Here is a 16354-nt window from a genome sequence, read left to right as displayed (position 1 = left end):
TACGAGGGGGGGAATTTCCTCTTCGTGACAGCAAAGGCACCCGAGGGTGTCGACCCGCTGCGCCCTATCCCTTAAGGTAGGGCGCCTAATGGATACAGCTCCCCGGCCACTTGGCCGTCGACGCAAGACGGATGACTATGAACCCGAATTTCCTCGATTTCGAACAGCCGATCGCCGACCTGCAAGCCAAGATCGAAGAGCTACGCCTGGTTGGTAATGACAACGCGCTGAACATCGGCGACGAGATTGCCCGCCTGCAGGACAAGAGCAGCGCCCTGACCGAAAGCATCTTCGGCAACCTGACCAGCTGGCAGATCGCGCAGCTCGCGCGTCACCCGCGCCGCCCCTACACCCTGGACTACATTCAGCACATCTTCACCGAGTTCGACGAGTTGCACGGCGACCGTCACTTCTCCGACGACGCCGCCATCGTCGGCGGTGTGGCGCGCCTGGCTGATCAACCGGTGATGATCATCGGTCACCAGAAAGGCCGTGAAGTGCGCGAGAAGGTACGCCGCAACTTCGGCATGCCGCGTCCAGAAGGCTACCGCAAGGCGTGCCGCCTGATGGAGATGGCCGAGCGCTTCAAGATGCCGATCCTCACCTTCATCGATACGCCCGGTGCTTACCCGGGTATCGATGCCGAGGAACGTGGCCAGAGCGAGGCCATCGCCTGGAACTTGCGTGTGATGGCGCGCCTGAAAACCCCGATCATCGCCACCGTTATCGGCGAGGGCGGTTCCGGCGGTGCGTTGGCCATTGGCGTCTGCGACCAGCTGAACATGCTGCAGTACTCCACCTACTCGGTGATCTCGCCGGAAGGCTGCGCCTCGATCCTCTGGCGTACGGCCGAGAAGGCGCCGGATGCTGCCGAGGCCATGGGCATCACCGCCGAGCGTCTGAAGGATCTGGGTATCGTCGATCAGGTGATCGCCGAGCCGCTGGGTGGCGCGCACCGTGATCCGGCCGCAGCATCGGAGTCGATCCGCCAGGAGCTGACCAAGCAGCTCGCCAGCCTGCAGAAGCACGATACCGATGCGCTGCTCAAGCGCCGTTACGATCGCTTGATGAGCTACGGCATCGCCTGAGTTCACTCAGCGCATATCTCAATGGGCCTTCGGGCCCGTTGTTGTTTAAGCTTGGCCGATGACCGATCTCACCATTCGCCTGCGCCAGGCCATGCAGCCCTGGCGCACAGCTCCTGCCTGGCGTATCGCCTTCTCCGGTGGCCTGGATTCCAGCGTGCTGCTGCATCTGCTCGCCGCCTGGGCGAGGTACGAGGAGTTGCCAGCGCTGTCCGCCATTCATGTCCATCATGGGCTGCAGCCGGCGGCTGATGGCTGGCCTGAGCATTGCGCGCAGGTTTGCACGCGGCTGGGTATTCCACTGGACATCGTCAGGGTGCAGGTGGCGCCAGGGGCCAGCCTGGAGCAGGCCGCGCGGCGGGCGCGATATGCGGCGTTCGCTGAGCGGTTGGGCTCAGGCGAGGTATTGCTAGGCGCCCAGCATCGCGACGACCAGGCCGAAACCCTGCTGTTTCGTCTACTGCGCGGGGCTGGCGTACGGGGCCTGGCGGCCATGCCGGCCAGTCGCTCATTGGGTCGCGGCACTCTGCTTCGGCCCTTGCTCGGCTGCTCGCGGGCCGAATTGCATGCCTATGCGCAGAGTCATGGGCTTGCCTGGGTCGAGGATCCGAGCAATGCCGACGAGCGCTTCAGCCGCAATTTCCTGCGCAGGCAGGTGATGCCGCTGCTGGCTGAGCGCTGGCCGCAGGTGACGGCAAGCCTTGCGCGCAGTGCCGGCCATTTGAGCGAGGCCCAGCAATTGCTGGACGAACTGGCTGGGACGGACCTGCTGGCTGCGCGTGGCGTTTGCGCTTTACCCTGGCTGCCGTTGCCTTCTCTGGATTTGTCGGCCGTGACCGCGCTGAGCGATGCGCGTCAGCGCAATCTGCTGCGCCACTGGCTGGCGCCGCTGACGCGCTTGCCCGATAGCGATCACTGGGCCGGCTGGTGTGACCTGCGTGATGCCGCCACGGATGCGGCGCCGATCTGGAAACTGGCCGATGGCGAGTTGCACCGCGCCGATGGGCGGCTTTGGTGGCTCAGTGGTGAGTGGCTGCGGCCGCTGGAGCCACTCGATCTAGCCTGCGACTCGTTTTCCGAATTGGTCGAACTTCCCGACAATGGTCATGTGCATCTACAGGGCGAGATGCCGCAAGGTCGCTGGCACCTGCGTTACCGCCAGGGCGGTGAGTCACTACAGGTGCCGGGGCGTGGCAGGCGTGATCTCAAGCGCCTGCTCAATGAAAGGCGCGTGCCTTTATTCGTGCGCTCACGCCTGCCGCTGTTGTTCGATGGCGATGAGCTGATGGCGGTGGCGAACCTGACGCAAGAGCCAGGAATCGAGGCCAGCGGGGTGCGTCTGCACTGGTCGCCGCCTATCGGCGAGCAAGGTTTGAGCTGGTAAGGCCTTTCGGGTAGACTACGCTCCCGTCTTAATACAGCTTTTGCCGACTCCCTCAGGGAGCTTGGCGAGCTTGCCATTGTGTTGTCGATGGCGCTCCTTCGCTTTCCCCGGCGGCACTGACCGCTTAAACGCAGACTTCTAGGGTTTTTCATGACGCGCTACATCTTCGTCACGGGTGGTGTTGTTTCTTCATTGGGGAAAGGCATCGCCTCGGCTTCACTGGCGGCCATCCTGGAGGCGCGGGGCCTGAAGGTCACCATGCTCAAGCTGGACCCTTACATCAACGTCGATCCGGGCACCATGAGCCCGTTCCAGCACGGTGAGGTGTTCGTCACCCACGACGGCGCCGAGACCGACCTCGACCTGGGTCACTACGAGCGGTTCATCCGCACCACGATGACCAAGAGCAACAACTTCACCACCGGCCGTGTGTACGAAGACGTACTGCGCAAGGAGCGCCGTGGTGATTATCTGGGTGCGACCATCCAGGTCATTCCGCACATCACCGACGAGATCAAGCGTCGCATCATCAAGGGTGCCGGCGATGCCGACGTGGCCCTGGTGGAAATCGGCGGCACCGTTGGCGACATCGAGTCGCAGCCGTTCCTAGAGGCCATCCGCCAGCTGCGCGTGGAAGTGGGCGCCAAGCGCGCCATGCTGATGCACCTGACCCTGGTGCCCTACATCGCCACCGCCGGCGAGACCAAGACCAAGCCGACCCAGCATTCGGTCAAGGAGCTGCGTTCCATCGGCCTGCAGCCTGACGTGCTGGTGTGCCGTTCCGACCACCCGATCGACGTGTCCTCGCGTCGCAAGATCGCCCTGTTCACCAACGTTGAAGAGCGTGCGGTGATCAGCCTGGAAGACGTCGATACCATCTACAAGATCCCAGGCGTGCTGCATGCCCAGGGGCTGGACGACTTCGTCGTCGAGCGTTTCGGCCTGGAGTGCGGCGGTGCCGACCTGTCCGAGTGGGATCGCGTGGTCGATGCCAAGCTCAACCCGGAAAAAGAAGTCACCATCGCCATGGTCGGTAAGTACATGGAACTGCTGGACGCCTACAAGTCGCTGATCGAAGCGATGAGTCACGCGGGCATCCAGAACCGTACCAAGGTCAACCTGCGCTACATCGACTCCGAAGACATCGAGAACCAGGGCACTGCGCTGCTTGAGGGCGTGGACGCCATTCTGGTACCGGGCGGCTTCGGTCTGCGCGGCGTGGAAGGCAAGATCAAGACCGTGCAGTACGCTCGCGAGAACAAGATCCCTTATCTGGGTATCTGCCTCGGCATGCAGGTCGCGGTGATCGAGTACGCCCGCAACGTGGTGGGCTGGACCGACGCCAACTCCACCGAATTCGACATGGCCAGCCAGCATCCGGTGGTCGGTCTGATCACCGAGTGGCAGGACGCAACCGGTGCCACCGAGCAGCGCAGCGAAACCTCCGATCTGGGCGGCACCATGCGCCTAGGGGCGCAGGATTGCCAACTGCAGGGCGGCTCCAAGGTACACGATTGCTATGGCAAGGACGTGATCGTCGAGCGTCATCGCCACCGTTATGAGGTCAACAACAACCTGCTGCCGAAGCTGACCGAGGCTGGCCTGAAGGTCACTGGCCGCTCTGGCGACGGCGCGCTGGTCGAAGTGGTCGAGGCCCCGGATCATCCGTGGTTCGTTGCCTGCCAGTTCCACCCGGAATTCACCTCCACGCCGCGCGACGGTCATCCGCTGTTCAGTGGTTTCGTCAACGCCGCGTTGGCGCAAAAAGCGAAGAAGGTCTGATCCATGGCGCAGAAGATCATCAAGGTTCGCGATATCGAGATCGCCAATGACAAGCCTTTCGTGCTGTTCGGCGGCATCAACGTGCTCGAGTCGCGTGACCTGGCCATGCAGGCCTGCGAGGAATACGTGCGGGTGACCGAGAAGCTCGGCATCCCCTACGTGTTCAAGGCCAGCTTCGATAAGGCCAATCGTTCTTCCATCACCTCCTTCCGCGGCCCGGGCCTGGAAGAGGGCATGAAGATCTTCGAGGAAGTGAAGAAGACCTTCGGCGTGCCGGTGATCACCGACGTGCACGAGCCGCATCAGGCCGCTGCCGTGGCCGAGGTGTGCGACATCATCCAGTTGCCGGCCTTCCTCTCGCGGCAGACCGACCTGGTGGTGGCCATGGCCAAGACCGGTGCGGTGATCAACATCAAGAAGGCGCAGTTCCTCGCCCCGCAGGAAATGAAGCACATCCTGACCAAGTGCGAAGAGGCCGGTAACGATCAGTTGATCCTCTGCGAGCGTGGGTCCTCCTTCGGTTATAACAACCTGGTGGTGGACATGCTCGGCTTCGGCATCATGAAGCAGTTCGAGTACCCGGTGTTCTTCGATGTGACCCACGCCCTGCAGATGCCGGGTGGTCGCGCCGACTCCGCTGGCGGTCGTCGTGCCCAGGTCACCGACCTGGCCAAGGCCGGCATGAGCCAGGGGCTGGCTGGTTTGTTCCTGGAGGCGCATCCGGATCCGGAGAACGCCAAGTGCGACGGCCCGTGCGCCTTGCGCCTGAACAAGCTGGAGCCTTTCCTCAGCCAGCTCAAGCAGCTCGATGATCTGGTGAAGAGTTTTCCGCCAATCGAGACTGCCTGAACCGCACGCAATCCGGTAAAGTGCCGCCCGAGAAAAATCCCCCTGACCCGTGAGTCAGAGTGAGCCGTCGATCTGCCCTCGGGCAGCGACGGCCCAGTGCAGCCTGCTGCTGCCGTCTTATCGTCAACCTTTGGAGCGTTATCAAGAATGGCAAAGATCGTCGACATCAAGGGTCGTGAGGTTCTCGACTCCCGTGGCAACCCCACCGTGGAAGCCGATGTAATTCTGGAAGGTGGCATTGTCGGCAGCGCGTGCGCTCCGTCTGGCGCCTCCACTGGCTCGCGCGAAGCGCTTGAGCTGCGTGACGGTGACAAGAGCCGTTACCTGGGCAAGGGCGTGCTGAAAGCCGTCGCCAACATCAACGGCCCGATTCGCGACCTGCTGCTGGGTAAGGACGCGGCTGATCAGCAGGCGCTGGACCGCGCGATGATCGAACTCGACGGTACCGAGAACAAAGCCAAGCTGGGCGCCAACGCCATCCTCGCCGTGTCCCTGGCCGCTGCCAAGGCCGCTGCCCAGGCCAAGGGCGTGCCGCTGTACGCGCACATCGCCGACCTCAACGGCACCCCGGGCGTCTACTCCATGCCGGTGCCGATGATGAACATCATCAACGGTGGCGAGCATGCCGATAACAACGTCGACATCCAGGAATTCATGGTGCAGCCGGTGGGTGCCAAGAATTTCGCCGATGCCTTGCGCATGGGCGCCGAAATCTTCCATCACCTCAAGGCCGTGCTCAAGGCCCGTGGCCTGAACACCGCCGTGGGTGACGAAGGCGGCTTCGCGCCGAACCTGGCCTCCAACGAAGATGCCCTGGCTGCCATCGCCGAAGCTGTTGCCAACGCTGGCTACAAGCTGGGTGACGACGTGACCCTGGCTCTGGACTGCGCCTCCAGCGAGTTCTTCAAGGACGGCAAGTACGACCTGGAAGGCGAAGGCAAGGTCTTCGACGCCGCTGGTTTCGCCGACTACCTGGCCGGCCTGACCCAGCGTTATCCGATCATCTCCATCGAAGACGGCATGGACGAATCCGACTGGGCTGGCTGGAAGGTGCTGACCGACAAGATCGGCGAGAAGGTACAGCTGGTTGGCGACGACCTGTTCGTCACCAACACCAAGATCCTCAAGCGCGGTATCGACGAGAAGATCGGCAACTCGATCCTGATCAAGTTCAACCAGATCGGCTCGCTGACCGAGACCCTGGAAGCCATCCAGATGGCCAAGGCAGCCGGCTTCACTGCGGTGATCTCGCACCGCAGCGGCGAAACCGAAGACAGCACCATCGCCGACCTGGCTGTGGGTACTGCCGCTGGTCAGATCAAGACCGGCTCGCTGTGCCGCTCCGACCGCGTATCCAAGTACAACCAGTTGCTGCGCATCGAAGAACAGCTTGGTGGCAAGGCACCCTACAAGGGCCGTGCCGAGTTCCGCGGCTGATCACGATCTGCTGCGCGTCGGCCCTACCGCGTTAAAAACAGGCTCGGAATGCTCATTTACTTCAGTAAACTGCGCTTCCTCGCCTGTTTTTGCCTTGTAGGTCTCTAGCTCGCGAGATCGTTTTAGTCTGAAGATGGGCGACGCAAGTCGCCCTTTTTCGTGGACGCTTCGTCGATCTTTGGGAACCATTGCACGGATGCAGGTACAGAAACCCCATGTCACTCATCAGTCGGCTTCTTTTCAAGCATGAACGCAGCCCCTACCATGCCGATGACTCAATCTGCGAGCCGCTCCATGCGTAGTCCGTATTGGCTGTTCATCGTGCTGATCCTGCTGCTTGCCGGTCTGCAGTATCGTCTGTGGGTCGGCGAGGGCAGTCTTGCCCAGGTAAGCCGCCTGCAGCAGCAGATCGCCGAGCAACAAGGCGAGAACGAGCGCCTGTTGGAGCGCAACCGCATCCTCGAGGCCGAGGTGATGGAGCTCAAGCGCGGTATGGAGACCGTTGAAGAGCGTGCACGGCAGGAGCTTGGCATGCTCAAAGAGGGTGAGACCCTCTACCTGCTGACCGAATGACAATCCCATTCTGGCTGGTGATTCCAGCCGCTGGCGTCGGTGCGAGGATGGCCGCCGACCGCCCCAAGCAGTACCTGCAGATTGCCGGTCGCAGCATTCTCGAACACAGCCTGCATTGCTTTCTCGATCATCCTAGCTTGCTGGGTGCCATGGTGTGCGTGGCGGTGGACGATCCGTTCTGGCCGCAACTCCCGGTTGCCAACGATCCGCGTGTGCATCGCGCGCCAGGCGGGCGTGAGCGGGCCGACTCGGTACTGGCCGGGTTGCAGATGTTGCTTGCCGAGGGCGCAGGAGCCGAGGACTGGGTGCTGGTGCATGACGCTGCGCGTCCCAATCTCGCCAGGCAAGACCTGGACCGCCTGTTGGTAAGCCTGGCCGATGATCCGGTGGGCGGCCTGCTGGCCGTGCCGGCGCGCGATACACTCAAGCGTGCCAGTGCAGACGGCCGAGTGGCGCAGACCGTGGATCGCAGCGTGATCTGGCAGGCCTACACGCCGCAAATGTTCCGACTTGGCGCGCTGCATCAGGCGCTGAGCCAGGCCCTGCAGGCGCAGGTAGCGGTCACCGATGAAGCTTCGGCCATGGAATGGGCAGGGCAGTCGCCGCGCCTGATCGAGGGGCGGGCGGACAACCTCAAGGTCACCCGCCCGGAAGATTTGCATTATCTGCAGTCGCTATGGCCGCGCGGCCACTGAGTCGATTGAGGCGTCAATGGGTCCAGCGCTTGGCGTCCTTGCCCAGGTTGCGATCCAGTGCGTTAGTCAGCTTGTTCATGGCGCCATCAATGGCTTGATGCAGTTCTTCGGCGTCATGGGATACCGTCATTGGGTCACGTCCTTTCATCCGTGCCTCGACCTTGCAGCGTTTGTCCTGGGGGCCGCTCTTGAGTGCGTTCTCGTCGGAAAGGTGGACTTCGATCCGGGTGAGGTGATCCTCGTAGCGTTGCAGCTTGTTGCGGATGCGGCTGCTGATGTCTTCCTTGAAGGCCATCGACGAGGCGACGTGCTTACCGCTGTTGACCAGAACCTGCATAACCATTTCCTCATGCTGGGAGTTCGTGAGGCCCCGTTTGGCGGGGGGCATTGGTTGTGACGCGGTCGCCCCGTCCAAGTTTCGCTCCGGCTTGTGACATTCCATGACGGTTCAGCTGGGCGACAAGGTTGTTGCAGCGTCTCGGGCGGGCGCGGCGTACTCGTCACGCTGACTGAGCCCCAGGCGCAACGAGTCGATAAGCTGACGGATCTTCGGCGAGAGGTGGCGTTGTTGCGGATAGAGCGCCCAGACCGCGGTATTCGGTGGGCGATGCTGTTCCAGCAGGGAGATCAGTCGCCCGCTGCGCAGGTATTCCAGCACGTAGTAGTCCGGTAGTTGGCACAAGCCGAACCCACGCAACGCCGCATCAAGCACGGCCTGGCCGCTGTTGCAGCGCCAGTTGCCTTGTACTCGAACCTGAGTTTCCCGGCTGTTCTCGGCAAAGCTCCAGTGATCGCTGCTGCCGATCAGGCAGTTGTGGCGGGCCAGTTCCGACAACGAGTGTGGCCGGCCATAGCGCTGCAGGTATTCCGGCGCCGCGCACAGGTACATTTCCCGAGGCGCCAGGCGTGCCGCCATCAGTCGTGAGTCTTGCAGGCGCCCCAGGCGAATGGCCAGGTCCAGCCCTTCGTGCAGCAGGTCCAACTGGCGGTTGGATAGTTCGATCTCCACCCGCAGCTGCGGGTGACGAGCCATGAAGTCATTCACCAGCGGCACGATGAAGCGCTCGCCATAGGCCACCGCGCAGGTCATGCGCAGCAGCCCCTTGGGCTCCGCTCCGAGGTCGCCGACTGCCCGCAGCGCTTCTTCGCGCGCATCCTGCAGGCGCTGGCAATGCTGCAGGAACAGTTGCCCGGCCTCGGTCAGCGCCACGCGACGCGTGCTGCGGTAGAACAGGCGACTCTGCAGGCGGTCCTCCAGGCGCGCCACCTGGCGGCTGACTTGCGAAGTGGACAGTCCCAGTCGCTCGGCGGCGGCGCTGAACTGGCCACATTCGGCGACTGCGACGAACTCGTCGAGTCCTTCCCAGCGACTCATGGTTTGCTCCAGTGTCATTGACGGATGAGCATATTATCCCTGTGTGGCAATAATGTTTTTATATCTGTTGAATTATCTCTTCAAGCCGTTGTTCTAGACTGCTCGGCACTTTCGCAACGCTCAGGAGAGCTTTCATGATCAAGTCCCGTGCTGCCGTCGCTTTCGCGCCCAACGAGCCGCTGAAGATCGTCGAGATCGATGTCGAGCCGCCGAAGGCCGGTGAAGTGCTGGTGCGCATCGTCGCCACTGGCGTTTGCCATACCGATGCTTACACCCTGTCCGGTCAGGACTCCGAAGGCGTGTTCCCCTGCGTGCTGGGCCACGAGGGCGGTGGCATCGTCGAGGCGGTAGGTGAGGGTGTGACGTCGGTGAAGGTCGGCGACCATGTGATTCCGCTGTACACCGCCGAGTGCGGGGAGTGCAAATTCTGCAAGTCGCAGAAAACCAACCTGTGCAGCTCGGTGCGCGCTACCCAGGGCAAGGGCCTGATGCCGGACGGCACCACCCGTTTCAGCTACAACGGTGAGCCGATCTACCACTACATGGGCTGTTCGACCTTCTCCGAATACACCGTATTGCCGGAAGTCTCGGTTGCGGTGATCCCGAAGGAGGCGCCGCTAGACAAGGTCTGCCTGCTCGGTTGCGGCGTGACCACCGGTATCGGTGCCGTGCTCAATACTGCCAAGGTCACCGAAGGCTCCACCGTGGCCATCTTCGGTCTGGGCGGCATCGGTCTGGCTGCGATCATCGGCGCCAAGATGGCCAAGGCTTCGCGCATCATCGGTATCGACATCAACCCGGCGAAGGAAGCCGTGGCACGTGAACTGGGCATCACCGATTTCGTCAACCCGAAGGAGCACAGCAAGCCGATCCAGGAAGTCATCGTCGAGATGACCGACGGTGGCGTCGATTACAGCTTCGAGTGCATCGGCAACGTGCAACTGATGCGCGCTGCGCTGGAGTGCTGCCACAAGGGCTGGGGCGAGTCGACCATCATCGGCGTGGCGCCGGCCGGTGCCGAGATCAGCACCCGTCCGTTCCAACTGGTTACCGGTCGTGTCTGGCGCGGCAGTGCCTTCGGCGGGGTCAAGGGGCGCAGCGAGCTGCCCAGCTATGTCGAGAAGTCGCAGAAAGGCGAAATCCCGCTGGATACCTTCATCACCCACAACATGGGGCTGGATCAGATCAACGAAGCGTTCGAGCTGATGCACGAAGGCAAGAGTATCCGTACCGTCATCCATTTCTGATGAAACGCCGTGCGGCCTCATGGCCGCACGAATTCTCGCGGGGTGCCCTGTGCGCACTGCAACCCCTTGGTGCGCATGGCGCACCCTACGGAGCGGCTCATGACCCTCGAAATCGTTTCCAGCAACAAGAGCTTTGGCGGCTGGCACAAGCGCTATCGCCATCGTTCCAGCAGTCTCAACTGCGACATGGTGTTCGCCGTCTATCTGCCACCGCAGGCCGAGCAGGGCGCCAAGTTGCCAGTGCTGTACTGGCTGAGCGGCCTGACCTGTACCGATGAGAATTTCATGCAGAAAGCCGGCGCCCAGCGCATGGCGGCCGAGCTGGGGTTGATCATCGTCGCGCCGGACACCAGCCCGCGTGGCGAAGGCGTGGCCGACGACGCCAATGGCGCCTATGACTTCGGCCTCGGCGCAGGTTTCTATGTCAATGCCACCCAGGAACCCTTTGCGCGCCACTACCGCATGTACGACTACGTGGTGCAGGAGCTGCCGGCACTGATCGAGGCCAACTTCCCCGTCTCGGACAAGCGTGGCATCGCCGGTCACTCCATGGGCGGTCACGGTGCGTTGATCTGTGCGCTGAAGAACCCGGGGCGTTATCAGTCAGTATCGGCCTTTTCGCCGATCAGCAATCCGATGAACTGCCCCTGGGGGGAGAAGGCGTTCTCCCTGTACCTGGGTGACGAGCGTTCGCGCTGGCGTGAGTGGGATGCCAGCGTGCTGATCGCCGAAGCTGACGAGAAGCTACCGATCCTGGTCGACCAGGGGGATCGCGATGATTTCCTCGAAGGTCAGCTCAAGCCGCAGGCGCTGCAGGCTGCGGCCAAGGCCGCCGGTCATCCGCTGACTCTGCGCATGCAGCCAGGCTATGACCACAGCTATTACTTCATCGCCAGCTTCATCGACGATCATCTGCGTCATCACGCTGACGCGTTGGTGTAGCGTGCCGTGCGCAGCATTGCGCGATGCCGACGCCAGACGGTGTGCTTGGCGCCCCCTACGGCGGCTTGTGCATGTAGAATCACGCCCTGACTTTTTCAGGGCGTTGTTCTTTATGCGTATCGGTCATGGCTATGACGTACACCGCTTCGGCGAAGGCGATTTCATCACCCTGGGTGGTGTACGGATTCCCCATAAATTCGGTCTTGTCGCTCATTCCGATGGCGACGTGCTGCTGCATGCGCTGAGCGATGCCCTGCTCGGTGCGGTGGCGTTGGGTGACATCGGCAGACATTTCCCCGATACCGATCCGACCTTCAAGGGCGCCGACAGTCGTGTGCTGTTGCGTCATGTGGTGGGCTTGGTGCGTGGCAAGGGCTATGCGGTGGGCAACGTCGACGCCACCATCATCGCCCAGGCGCCGAAGATGGCGCCGCATATCCAGAGCATGCGCGAGTGCATTGCCGAAGACCTCGGCATCGAGCTTGACCAAGTCAACGTCAAGGCTACCACCACCGAGACGCTCGGCTTTACCGGGCGTGAGGAAGGTATTGCGGTGCACGCCGTCGCCTTGCTGGTCAAGGCATGAACGAGCTGCAACTGCTGGGGCCGCGCGCCCATGGTGAGGCCTGTGGGCGTGCCGTGCTCAAGGCCACGGCCGAGGATTTCCAGGTCGATGAGGTGCTCGACATCCCGCTCACGGGCCAGGGCGAGCACCTCTGGCTGTGGGTGGAGAAGCGTGGCCTGAATACCGAAGAGGCGGCGCGGCGGATCGCCCGTGCTGCCGGCTTGCCGCTCAAGGCGGTCAGTTACGCCGGGCTCAAGGATCGCCAGGCGCTGACCCGGCAGTGGTTCAGCCTGCACCTGCCGGGCAAGGCAGATCCCGAACTGGCGGCTGCGCAAGGCGATGATCTGGTCATCCTGCGCAGCCAGCGGCATAACCGCAAGTTGCAGCGCGGCGCCCATTCCGCCAACGGCTTCACCCTGCGCTTGACCGCGCTCGATGCGGATCGCGAAGCACTTGAGCGGCGCCTGCAGCGTATCGCCGAGCAGGGCGTGCCGAACTACTTCGGTTTGCAGCGTTTCGGTTTCGATGGCGGCAATGTCGAGCAGGCGCGTGATTTTGCCTCGCGCCAGGAGCTGCCAGTGCAGCGCAATCTGCGCTCGCGCTTGCTTTCGGCTGCGCGCAGTTACCTGTTCAACCAGGTGCTGGCCAGGCGCGTTGCCGCCGGTACCTGGAATCAGGCGCAGATTGGCGATCTGCTGGCCTTTACCGGCAGTCGCAGTTTCTTCATGGCGGGTGAGGCTGAATGCAGTGATCCGCGCCTGGCCATTCTCGATCTGCATCCCACTGCCCCGCTCTGGGGGGATGGACCGCTGCCGACCGGCGGCAGCACCCAACTGCTGGAGCAAAGTGTGGCCGACGAGGCGGCACAACTGGTGCAATGGCTGATCAAGGCGGACATGGCGCACGAACGGCGAATTATGCGCCTCCCCATCGGCGGCCTGTCATGGCATTATCCCGAGCCCGATATTCTGCAACTTGCATTCGTCCTGCCGGCCGGGTGTTTCGCCACCGTGGTGGTGCGTGAATTGCTCGATCTGGTGCCAGCAGGGCAGACGGATACTCCATGCGAATTCTGATTTCCAACGACGACGGGGTGAACGCGCCCGGTATCGCCGCGTTGCACCAGGCGCTGGCCGACTACGCCGAGTGTGTGGTGATCGCCCCAGCCGAAGACCGCAGCGGTGCCAGCAGTGCGCTGACGCTCGACCGTCCGCTACATCCGATGGCTTTGGCCAACGGTTACATCAGCCTCAACGGCACGCCGACCGACTGCGTGCACCTGGGGCTCAACGGCTTGCTCGAGCAGACCCCGGATATGGTCGTCTCCGGCATCAACCTGGGCGCCAACCTGGGTGATGACGTGCTCTATTCCGGCACCGTCGCCGCGGCGCTGGAAGGTCGCTTCCTGAGCAAGCCGGCTTTCGCCTTTTCGCTGTTGTCGCGTCTTCCCGACAACCTGCCGACCGCCGCCTATTTCGCCCGCAAGCTGGTCGAGGCGCACGAGCGCCTCGAGTTGCCGCCGCGCACCGTGCTCAACGTCAACGTGCCTAACCTGCCGCTCGAACATATCCGTGGTGTGCAACTGACCCGCCTCGGTCACCGCGCACGCGCGGCAGCTCCGGTCAAGGTGGTCAACCCGCGTGGCAAGGAAGGCTACTGGATCGCGGCTGCCGGCGATGTCGAGGACGGCAGCCAGGGCACCGATTTCCACGCCGTGATGCAAGGCTATGTTTCGATCACGCCGCTACGGCTTGATCGCACGTTCAATGAGGCTCTCGAAACTATGGATGGCTGGTTGGAGGGCATCTTCTGATGCGTGGCCAGGACGACATGCAGCGCAGCGGGATCGGCATGACCTCGCAGCGCACCCGTGAACGATTGATCCAGCGCCTCTATGAGGAAGGGCTGTCGAACGCGCGCGTACTGGAAGTAATCCGCCGTACCCCGCGTCACCTGTTCGTCGATGAGGCGCTGGCGCACCGTGCCTATGAAGACACTGCGCTGCCCATCGGGCATAACCAGACCATTTCCCAGCCGTACATGGTCGGTCGCATGACCGAGCTGTTGCTGGCGGCCGGGCCGCTGGACAAGGTTCTGGAGATCGGTACTGGCTCCGGCTACCAGACCGCCGTGCTGGCGCAACTGGTGGAGCGGGTGTTCTCGGTGGAGCGCATTCAGGTGCTGCAGGACCGAGCCAAGGAGCGTCTGGCCGAACTCAAGTTGCGCAACGTGGTCTTTCGCTGGGGGGACGGCTGGGAAGGCTGGAATGCGCTCGGCCCGTACAACGGCATCATCGTCACGGCTGCCGCCGCGCAAGTGCCACAGGCCCTGCTCGATCAGCTGGCGCCAGGTGGACGCCTGGTCATTCCGGTGGGCAGCGGCGATGTGCAGCAATTGCTGCTGATCGTGCGTGAAGAGGATGGTTTTTCCCGTCATGTGCTGGACGCGGTGCGCTTCGTGCCGCTACTCAACGGGCCGCTGGCCTGATCGCTCTATCGCTCTGGAAGGATCCATGAAGAAACATTTCCTGCTCTACGCCAAGGGCATGGCCATGGGCGCTGCCGATGTCGTGCCTGGCGTTTCCGGCGGCACCATCGCCTTCGTCAGTGGCATTTATGACGAGCTTCTGCGTTCCATTGCCAGCATTCCCGAAGCGCTCCTGTTGCTGTTGCGTGGTCGCATCAAGGACGCCTGGCGGATGGCCAATGCGACCTTTCTGCTGGTGCTGCTGTGCGGCATCCTCACCAGTATCCTGACCTTCGCTCGCCTGATCACCTATTTGCTGGAACATCATCCGATTCCGGTGTGGTCGTTCTTCTTCGGATTGATTCTGGTGTCCACCTATCTGGTGGGGCGCGAAATCGGGCGCTGGAACTGGAGCAGGGTGGTGAGCTTCTTGCTCGGCCTGGCATTTGCCTACTGGATCACCGTCGCGGCGCCCATGCAATGGGGCAGTGATCTGCCGACGCTGTTCCTGGCTGGTGCCATCGCCATCTGCGCAATGATCCTGCCGGGTATCTCGGGCAGTTTCATCCTGCTGCTGCTCGGCCTTTACTCGGTCGTGCTGGGCGCGGTGAAAGACCTCAATCTGCTGGTCCTGGCGGTTTTCGCCAGTGGTTGCCTGGTGGGTATCCTCAGTTTTGCGCGCTTGCTCAGCTGGCTATTGTCGCGCTGGCGGGACGTCAGCCTGGCGTTTCTCAGTGGGCTGATGCTTGGATCCCTGAACAAGGTCTGGCCCTGGAAGGAAACGCTGACCTGGCGTGTCGACAGCAAGGGTGAGCAGGTGCCACTGTTGCAGAACAACTTGCTGCCTGCGCATTTCGCCGATATCAGCGGCCAGGACCCGCAGCTGTTACTCGCCGTGGCGCTGGCAATAGGCGGTATCGTATTGGTGCTGGGCCTGGAATGGCTGGCGGGTCGCCGGCCGGTCGATGCTGGCCGCACCGAATAAATACGGCACAATGGTCGCCGTACTCGGAATCATTCAGGGAGCAGTTGGGTGAGTTGCACCGTCCTTCACGTGCTAGTCCGCGCAGTTGCAGTCTTTCGTCTGCCGCTCGCCATGCTTGCTGCCTCGGCATTGGCTGGTTGCGTCAGCTCGCCTCCTGGTGGGGTGCAAGTGGTCGATCGCGGGCAGAACCAGGGGCGGGCTCCGGTGGTGCAGCGTCAGCCCGTGCGTAACGGCCACTATGTCGTGCAGCGTGGCGATACCCTCTATTCCATTGCATTTCGTTTCGGCTGGGACTGGAAAGCGCTGGCTGCGCACAACGGTTTACGCGATCCCTACATCATTCGTGTTGGCCAGACGATCCGTTTCGACAATCGCCCGGTCGGTAGCAGTCAGCCAGTTGTAACCTCGGCACCGTCTGCGCCCACTTCCCCGGTGGTTACCCAACCGGCGCAGAGTCGTCCGCCCGTTGCGGTGACGGCGCCGCCTGCCACTCAGCCGGCCCGGCCACCTGTAGCCAATACACCGGCGACCACCCCTGTAACTCCGGTAAGCCGCTCGGCCAGCGGTTGGTCCTGGCCGACACAGGGCGCGGTGATCAGTCGTTTTTCGTCAAACGGTAGTTTGAATAAAGGAATTGATATCGCCGGGGAATTAGGACAGCCTGTTTTAGCTGCGTCTGATGGATCGGTGGTGTACGCCGGGAGTGGTTTGCGGGGCTACGGCGAGTTGATCATCATCAAGCACAGCGATACCTACGTAAGTGCTTACGGTCATAACCGCAGGTTGTTGGTACGGGAGGGGCAGCAGGTCAAAGCCGGGCAAAGCATTGCCGAAATGGGGTCCACAGGGGCCGACCGGGTGAAGCTGCACTTCGAGATTCGCCGCCAAGGTAAACCTGTCGACCCGCTGCAATATCTGCCACGTCGTTGATCCGCCGCTGACCCGTTCCATCACGTAGGAGGGACGGGC

The 16354-nt window shown here is 62.5% G+C and carries 17 protein-coding genes; 15 read left to right on the top strand and 2 right to left on the bottom strand.

The features are described 5' to 3' along the window. Window positions 1–137: 137 nt before the first annotated feature. The 7 genes from EL191_RS15640 (at window position 138) to ispD (ending at window position 7805) form a co-directional block, all read left to right on the top strand. Window positions 138–1088 carry an acetyl-CoA carboxylase carboxyltransferase subunit alpha gene (locus EL191_RS15640; protein WP_013716409.1) on the top strand — a complete coding sequence of 317 codons (951 nt, stop codon included), beginning with the start codon at window positions 138–140 and terminating at the stop codon, window positions 1086–1088. Between the two features lie 58 nt (window positions 1089–1146). Further along, entirely contained in the window at window positions 1147–2469 is a 1323-nt protein-coding gene (tilS, locus tag EL191_RS15635; RefSeq protein ID WP_041981057.1) for a tRNA lysidine(34) synthetase TilS, read from the top strand. A 150-nt stretch (window positions 2470–2619) separates the two neighbouring features. After that, the gene (locus EL191_RS15630) at window positions 2620–4251 is read left to right on the top strand and encodes a CTP synthase (protein WP_041981056.1); all 1632 of its coding nucleotides are present in this window, start codon (window positions 2620–2622) and stop codon (window positions 4249–4251) included. A 3-nt stretch (window positions 4252–4254) separates the two neighbouring features. Beyond that, entirely contained in the window at window positions 4255–5100 is an 846-nt protein-coding gene (gene kdsA, locus EL191_RS15625; RefSeq protein WP_012019176.1) for a 3-deoxy-8-phosphooctulonate synthase, read from the top strand. A 147-nt stretch (window positions 5101–5247) separates the two neighbouring features. Then, entirely contained in the window at window positions 5248–6537 is a 1290-nt protein-coding gene (gene eno, locus EL191_RS15620) for a phosphopyruvate hydratase (protein WP_041981055.1), read from the top strand. A gap of 294 nt (window positions 6538–6831) precedes the next feature. Further along, entirely contained in the window at window positions 6832–7110 is a 279-nt protein-coding gene (gene ftsB, locus EL191_RS15615) for a cell division protein FtsB (RefSeq protein WP_017363771.1), read from the top strand. Then, a complete protein-coding gene (gene ispD, locus EL191_RS15610) occupies window positions 7107–7805 on the top strand; it encodes a 2-C-methyl-D-erythritol 4-phosphate cytidylyltransferase (RefSeq protein ID WP_041981054.1) in 699 nt (232 codons plus the stop codon). The genes ftsB and ispD overlap by 4 nt, the downstream gene beginning before the upstream one ends. Before the next feature lie 13 nt (window positions 7806–7818). Here ispD and hpf read toward each other — a convergent pair whose 3' ends face one another. Together hpf and EL191_RS15600 are read right to left on the bottom strand one after the other, a co-directional pair. Then, window positions 7819–8142, bottom strand: a complete 324-nt coding sequence (hpf, locus tag EL191_RS15605; RefSeq protein ID WP_013716403.1) for a ribosome hibernation-promoting factor, HPF/YfiA family — start codon at window positions 8140–8142, stop codon at window positions 7819–7821. Between the two features lie 111 nt (window positions 8143–8253). Further along, window positions 8254–9180, bottom strand: a complete 927-nt coding sequence (locus tag EL191_RS15600; RefSeq protein WP_013716402.1) for a LysR substrate-binding domain-containing protein — start codon at window positions 9178–9180, stop codon at window positions 8254–8256. A gap of 134 nt (window positions 9181–9314) precedes the next feature. Between EL191_RS15600 and EL191_RS15595 the strand changes: the two genes are divergently transcribed. The 8 genes from EL191_RS15595 to EL191_RS15560 all read left to right on the top strand — a co-directional run bounded on the left by EL191_RS15595 (window position 9315) and on the right by EL191_RS15560 (window position 16315). Continuing rightward, a complete protein-coding gene (locus EL191_RS15595; protein ID WP_013716401.1) occupies window positions 9315–10427 on the top strand; it encodes an S-(hydroxymethyl)glutathione dehydrogenase/class III alcohol dehydrogenase in 1113 nt (370 codons plus the stop codon). 99 nt (window positions 10428–10526) lie between these two features. Then, window positions 10527–11369: an S-formylglutathione hydrolase gene (fghA, locus tag EL191_RS15590; protein WP_041981053.1), complete on the top strand. Its 843-nt coding sequence runs from the start codon at window positions 10527–10529 to the stop codon at window positions 11367–11369. Window positions 11370–11481: 112 nt separating this feature from the next. Further along, on the top strand, window positions 11482–11955 hold the full coding sequence (ispF, locus tag EL191_RS15585; protein ID WP_041981052.1) for a 2-C-methyl-D-erythritol 2,4-cyclodiphosphate synthase: 474 nt from the start codon (window positions 11482–11484) through the stop codon (window positions 11953–11955). Further along, window positions 11952–13010, top strand: a complete 1059-nt coding sequence (truD, locus tag EL191_RS15580) for a tRNA pseudouridine(13) synthase TruD (RefSeq protein WP_041981051.1) — start codon at window positions 11952–11954, stop codon at window positions 13008–13010. The genes ispF and truD overlap by 4 nt, the downstream gene beginning before the upstream one ends. Then, complete coding sequence (surE, locus tag EL191_RS15575) at window positions 12998–13747, top strand: 5'/3'-nucleotidase SurE (RefSeq protein WP_013716397.1); 750 nt, start codon at window positions 12998–13000, stop codon at window positions 13745–13747. The genes truD and surE overlap by 13 nt, the downstream gene beginning before the upstream one ends. Continuing rightward, complete coding sequence (locus EL191_RS15570) at window positions 13747–14421, top strand: protein-L-isoaspartate(D-aspartate) O-methyltransferase (protein ID WP_013716396.1); 675 nt, start codon at window positions 13747–13749, stop codon at window positions 14419–14421. The genes surE and EL191_RS15570 overlap by 1 nt, the downstream gene beginning before the upstream one ends. 25 nt (window positions 14422–14446) lie before the next feature. Further along, window positions 14447–15385: a DUF368 domain-containing protein gene (locus EL191_RS15565; RefSeq protein ID WP_013716395.1), complete on the top strand. Its 939-nt coding sequence runs from the start codon at window positions 14447–14449 to the stop codon at window positions 15383–15385. Between the two features lie 48 nt (window positions 15386–15433). Beyond that, window positions 15434–16315 carry a peptidoglycan DD-metalloendopeptidase family protein gene (locus EL191_RS15560; protein ID WP_080764321.1) on the top strand — a complete coding sequence of 294 codons (882 nt, stop codon included), beginning with the start codon at window positions 15434–15436 and terminating at the stop codon, window positions 16313–16315. Window positions 16316–16354: the final 39 nt, after the last annotated feature.

The sequence above is a fragment of the Pseudomonas mendocina genome (assembly GCF_900636545.1).
GTDB lineage: Bacteria > Pseudomonadota > Gammaproteobacteria > Pseudomonadales > Pseudomonadaceae > Aquipseudomonas > Aquipseudomonas mendocina.
Note: the sequence above shows the minus strand (reverse complement) of the source record. Positions and strands in the feature narration are given on the sequence as shown.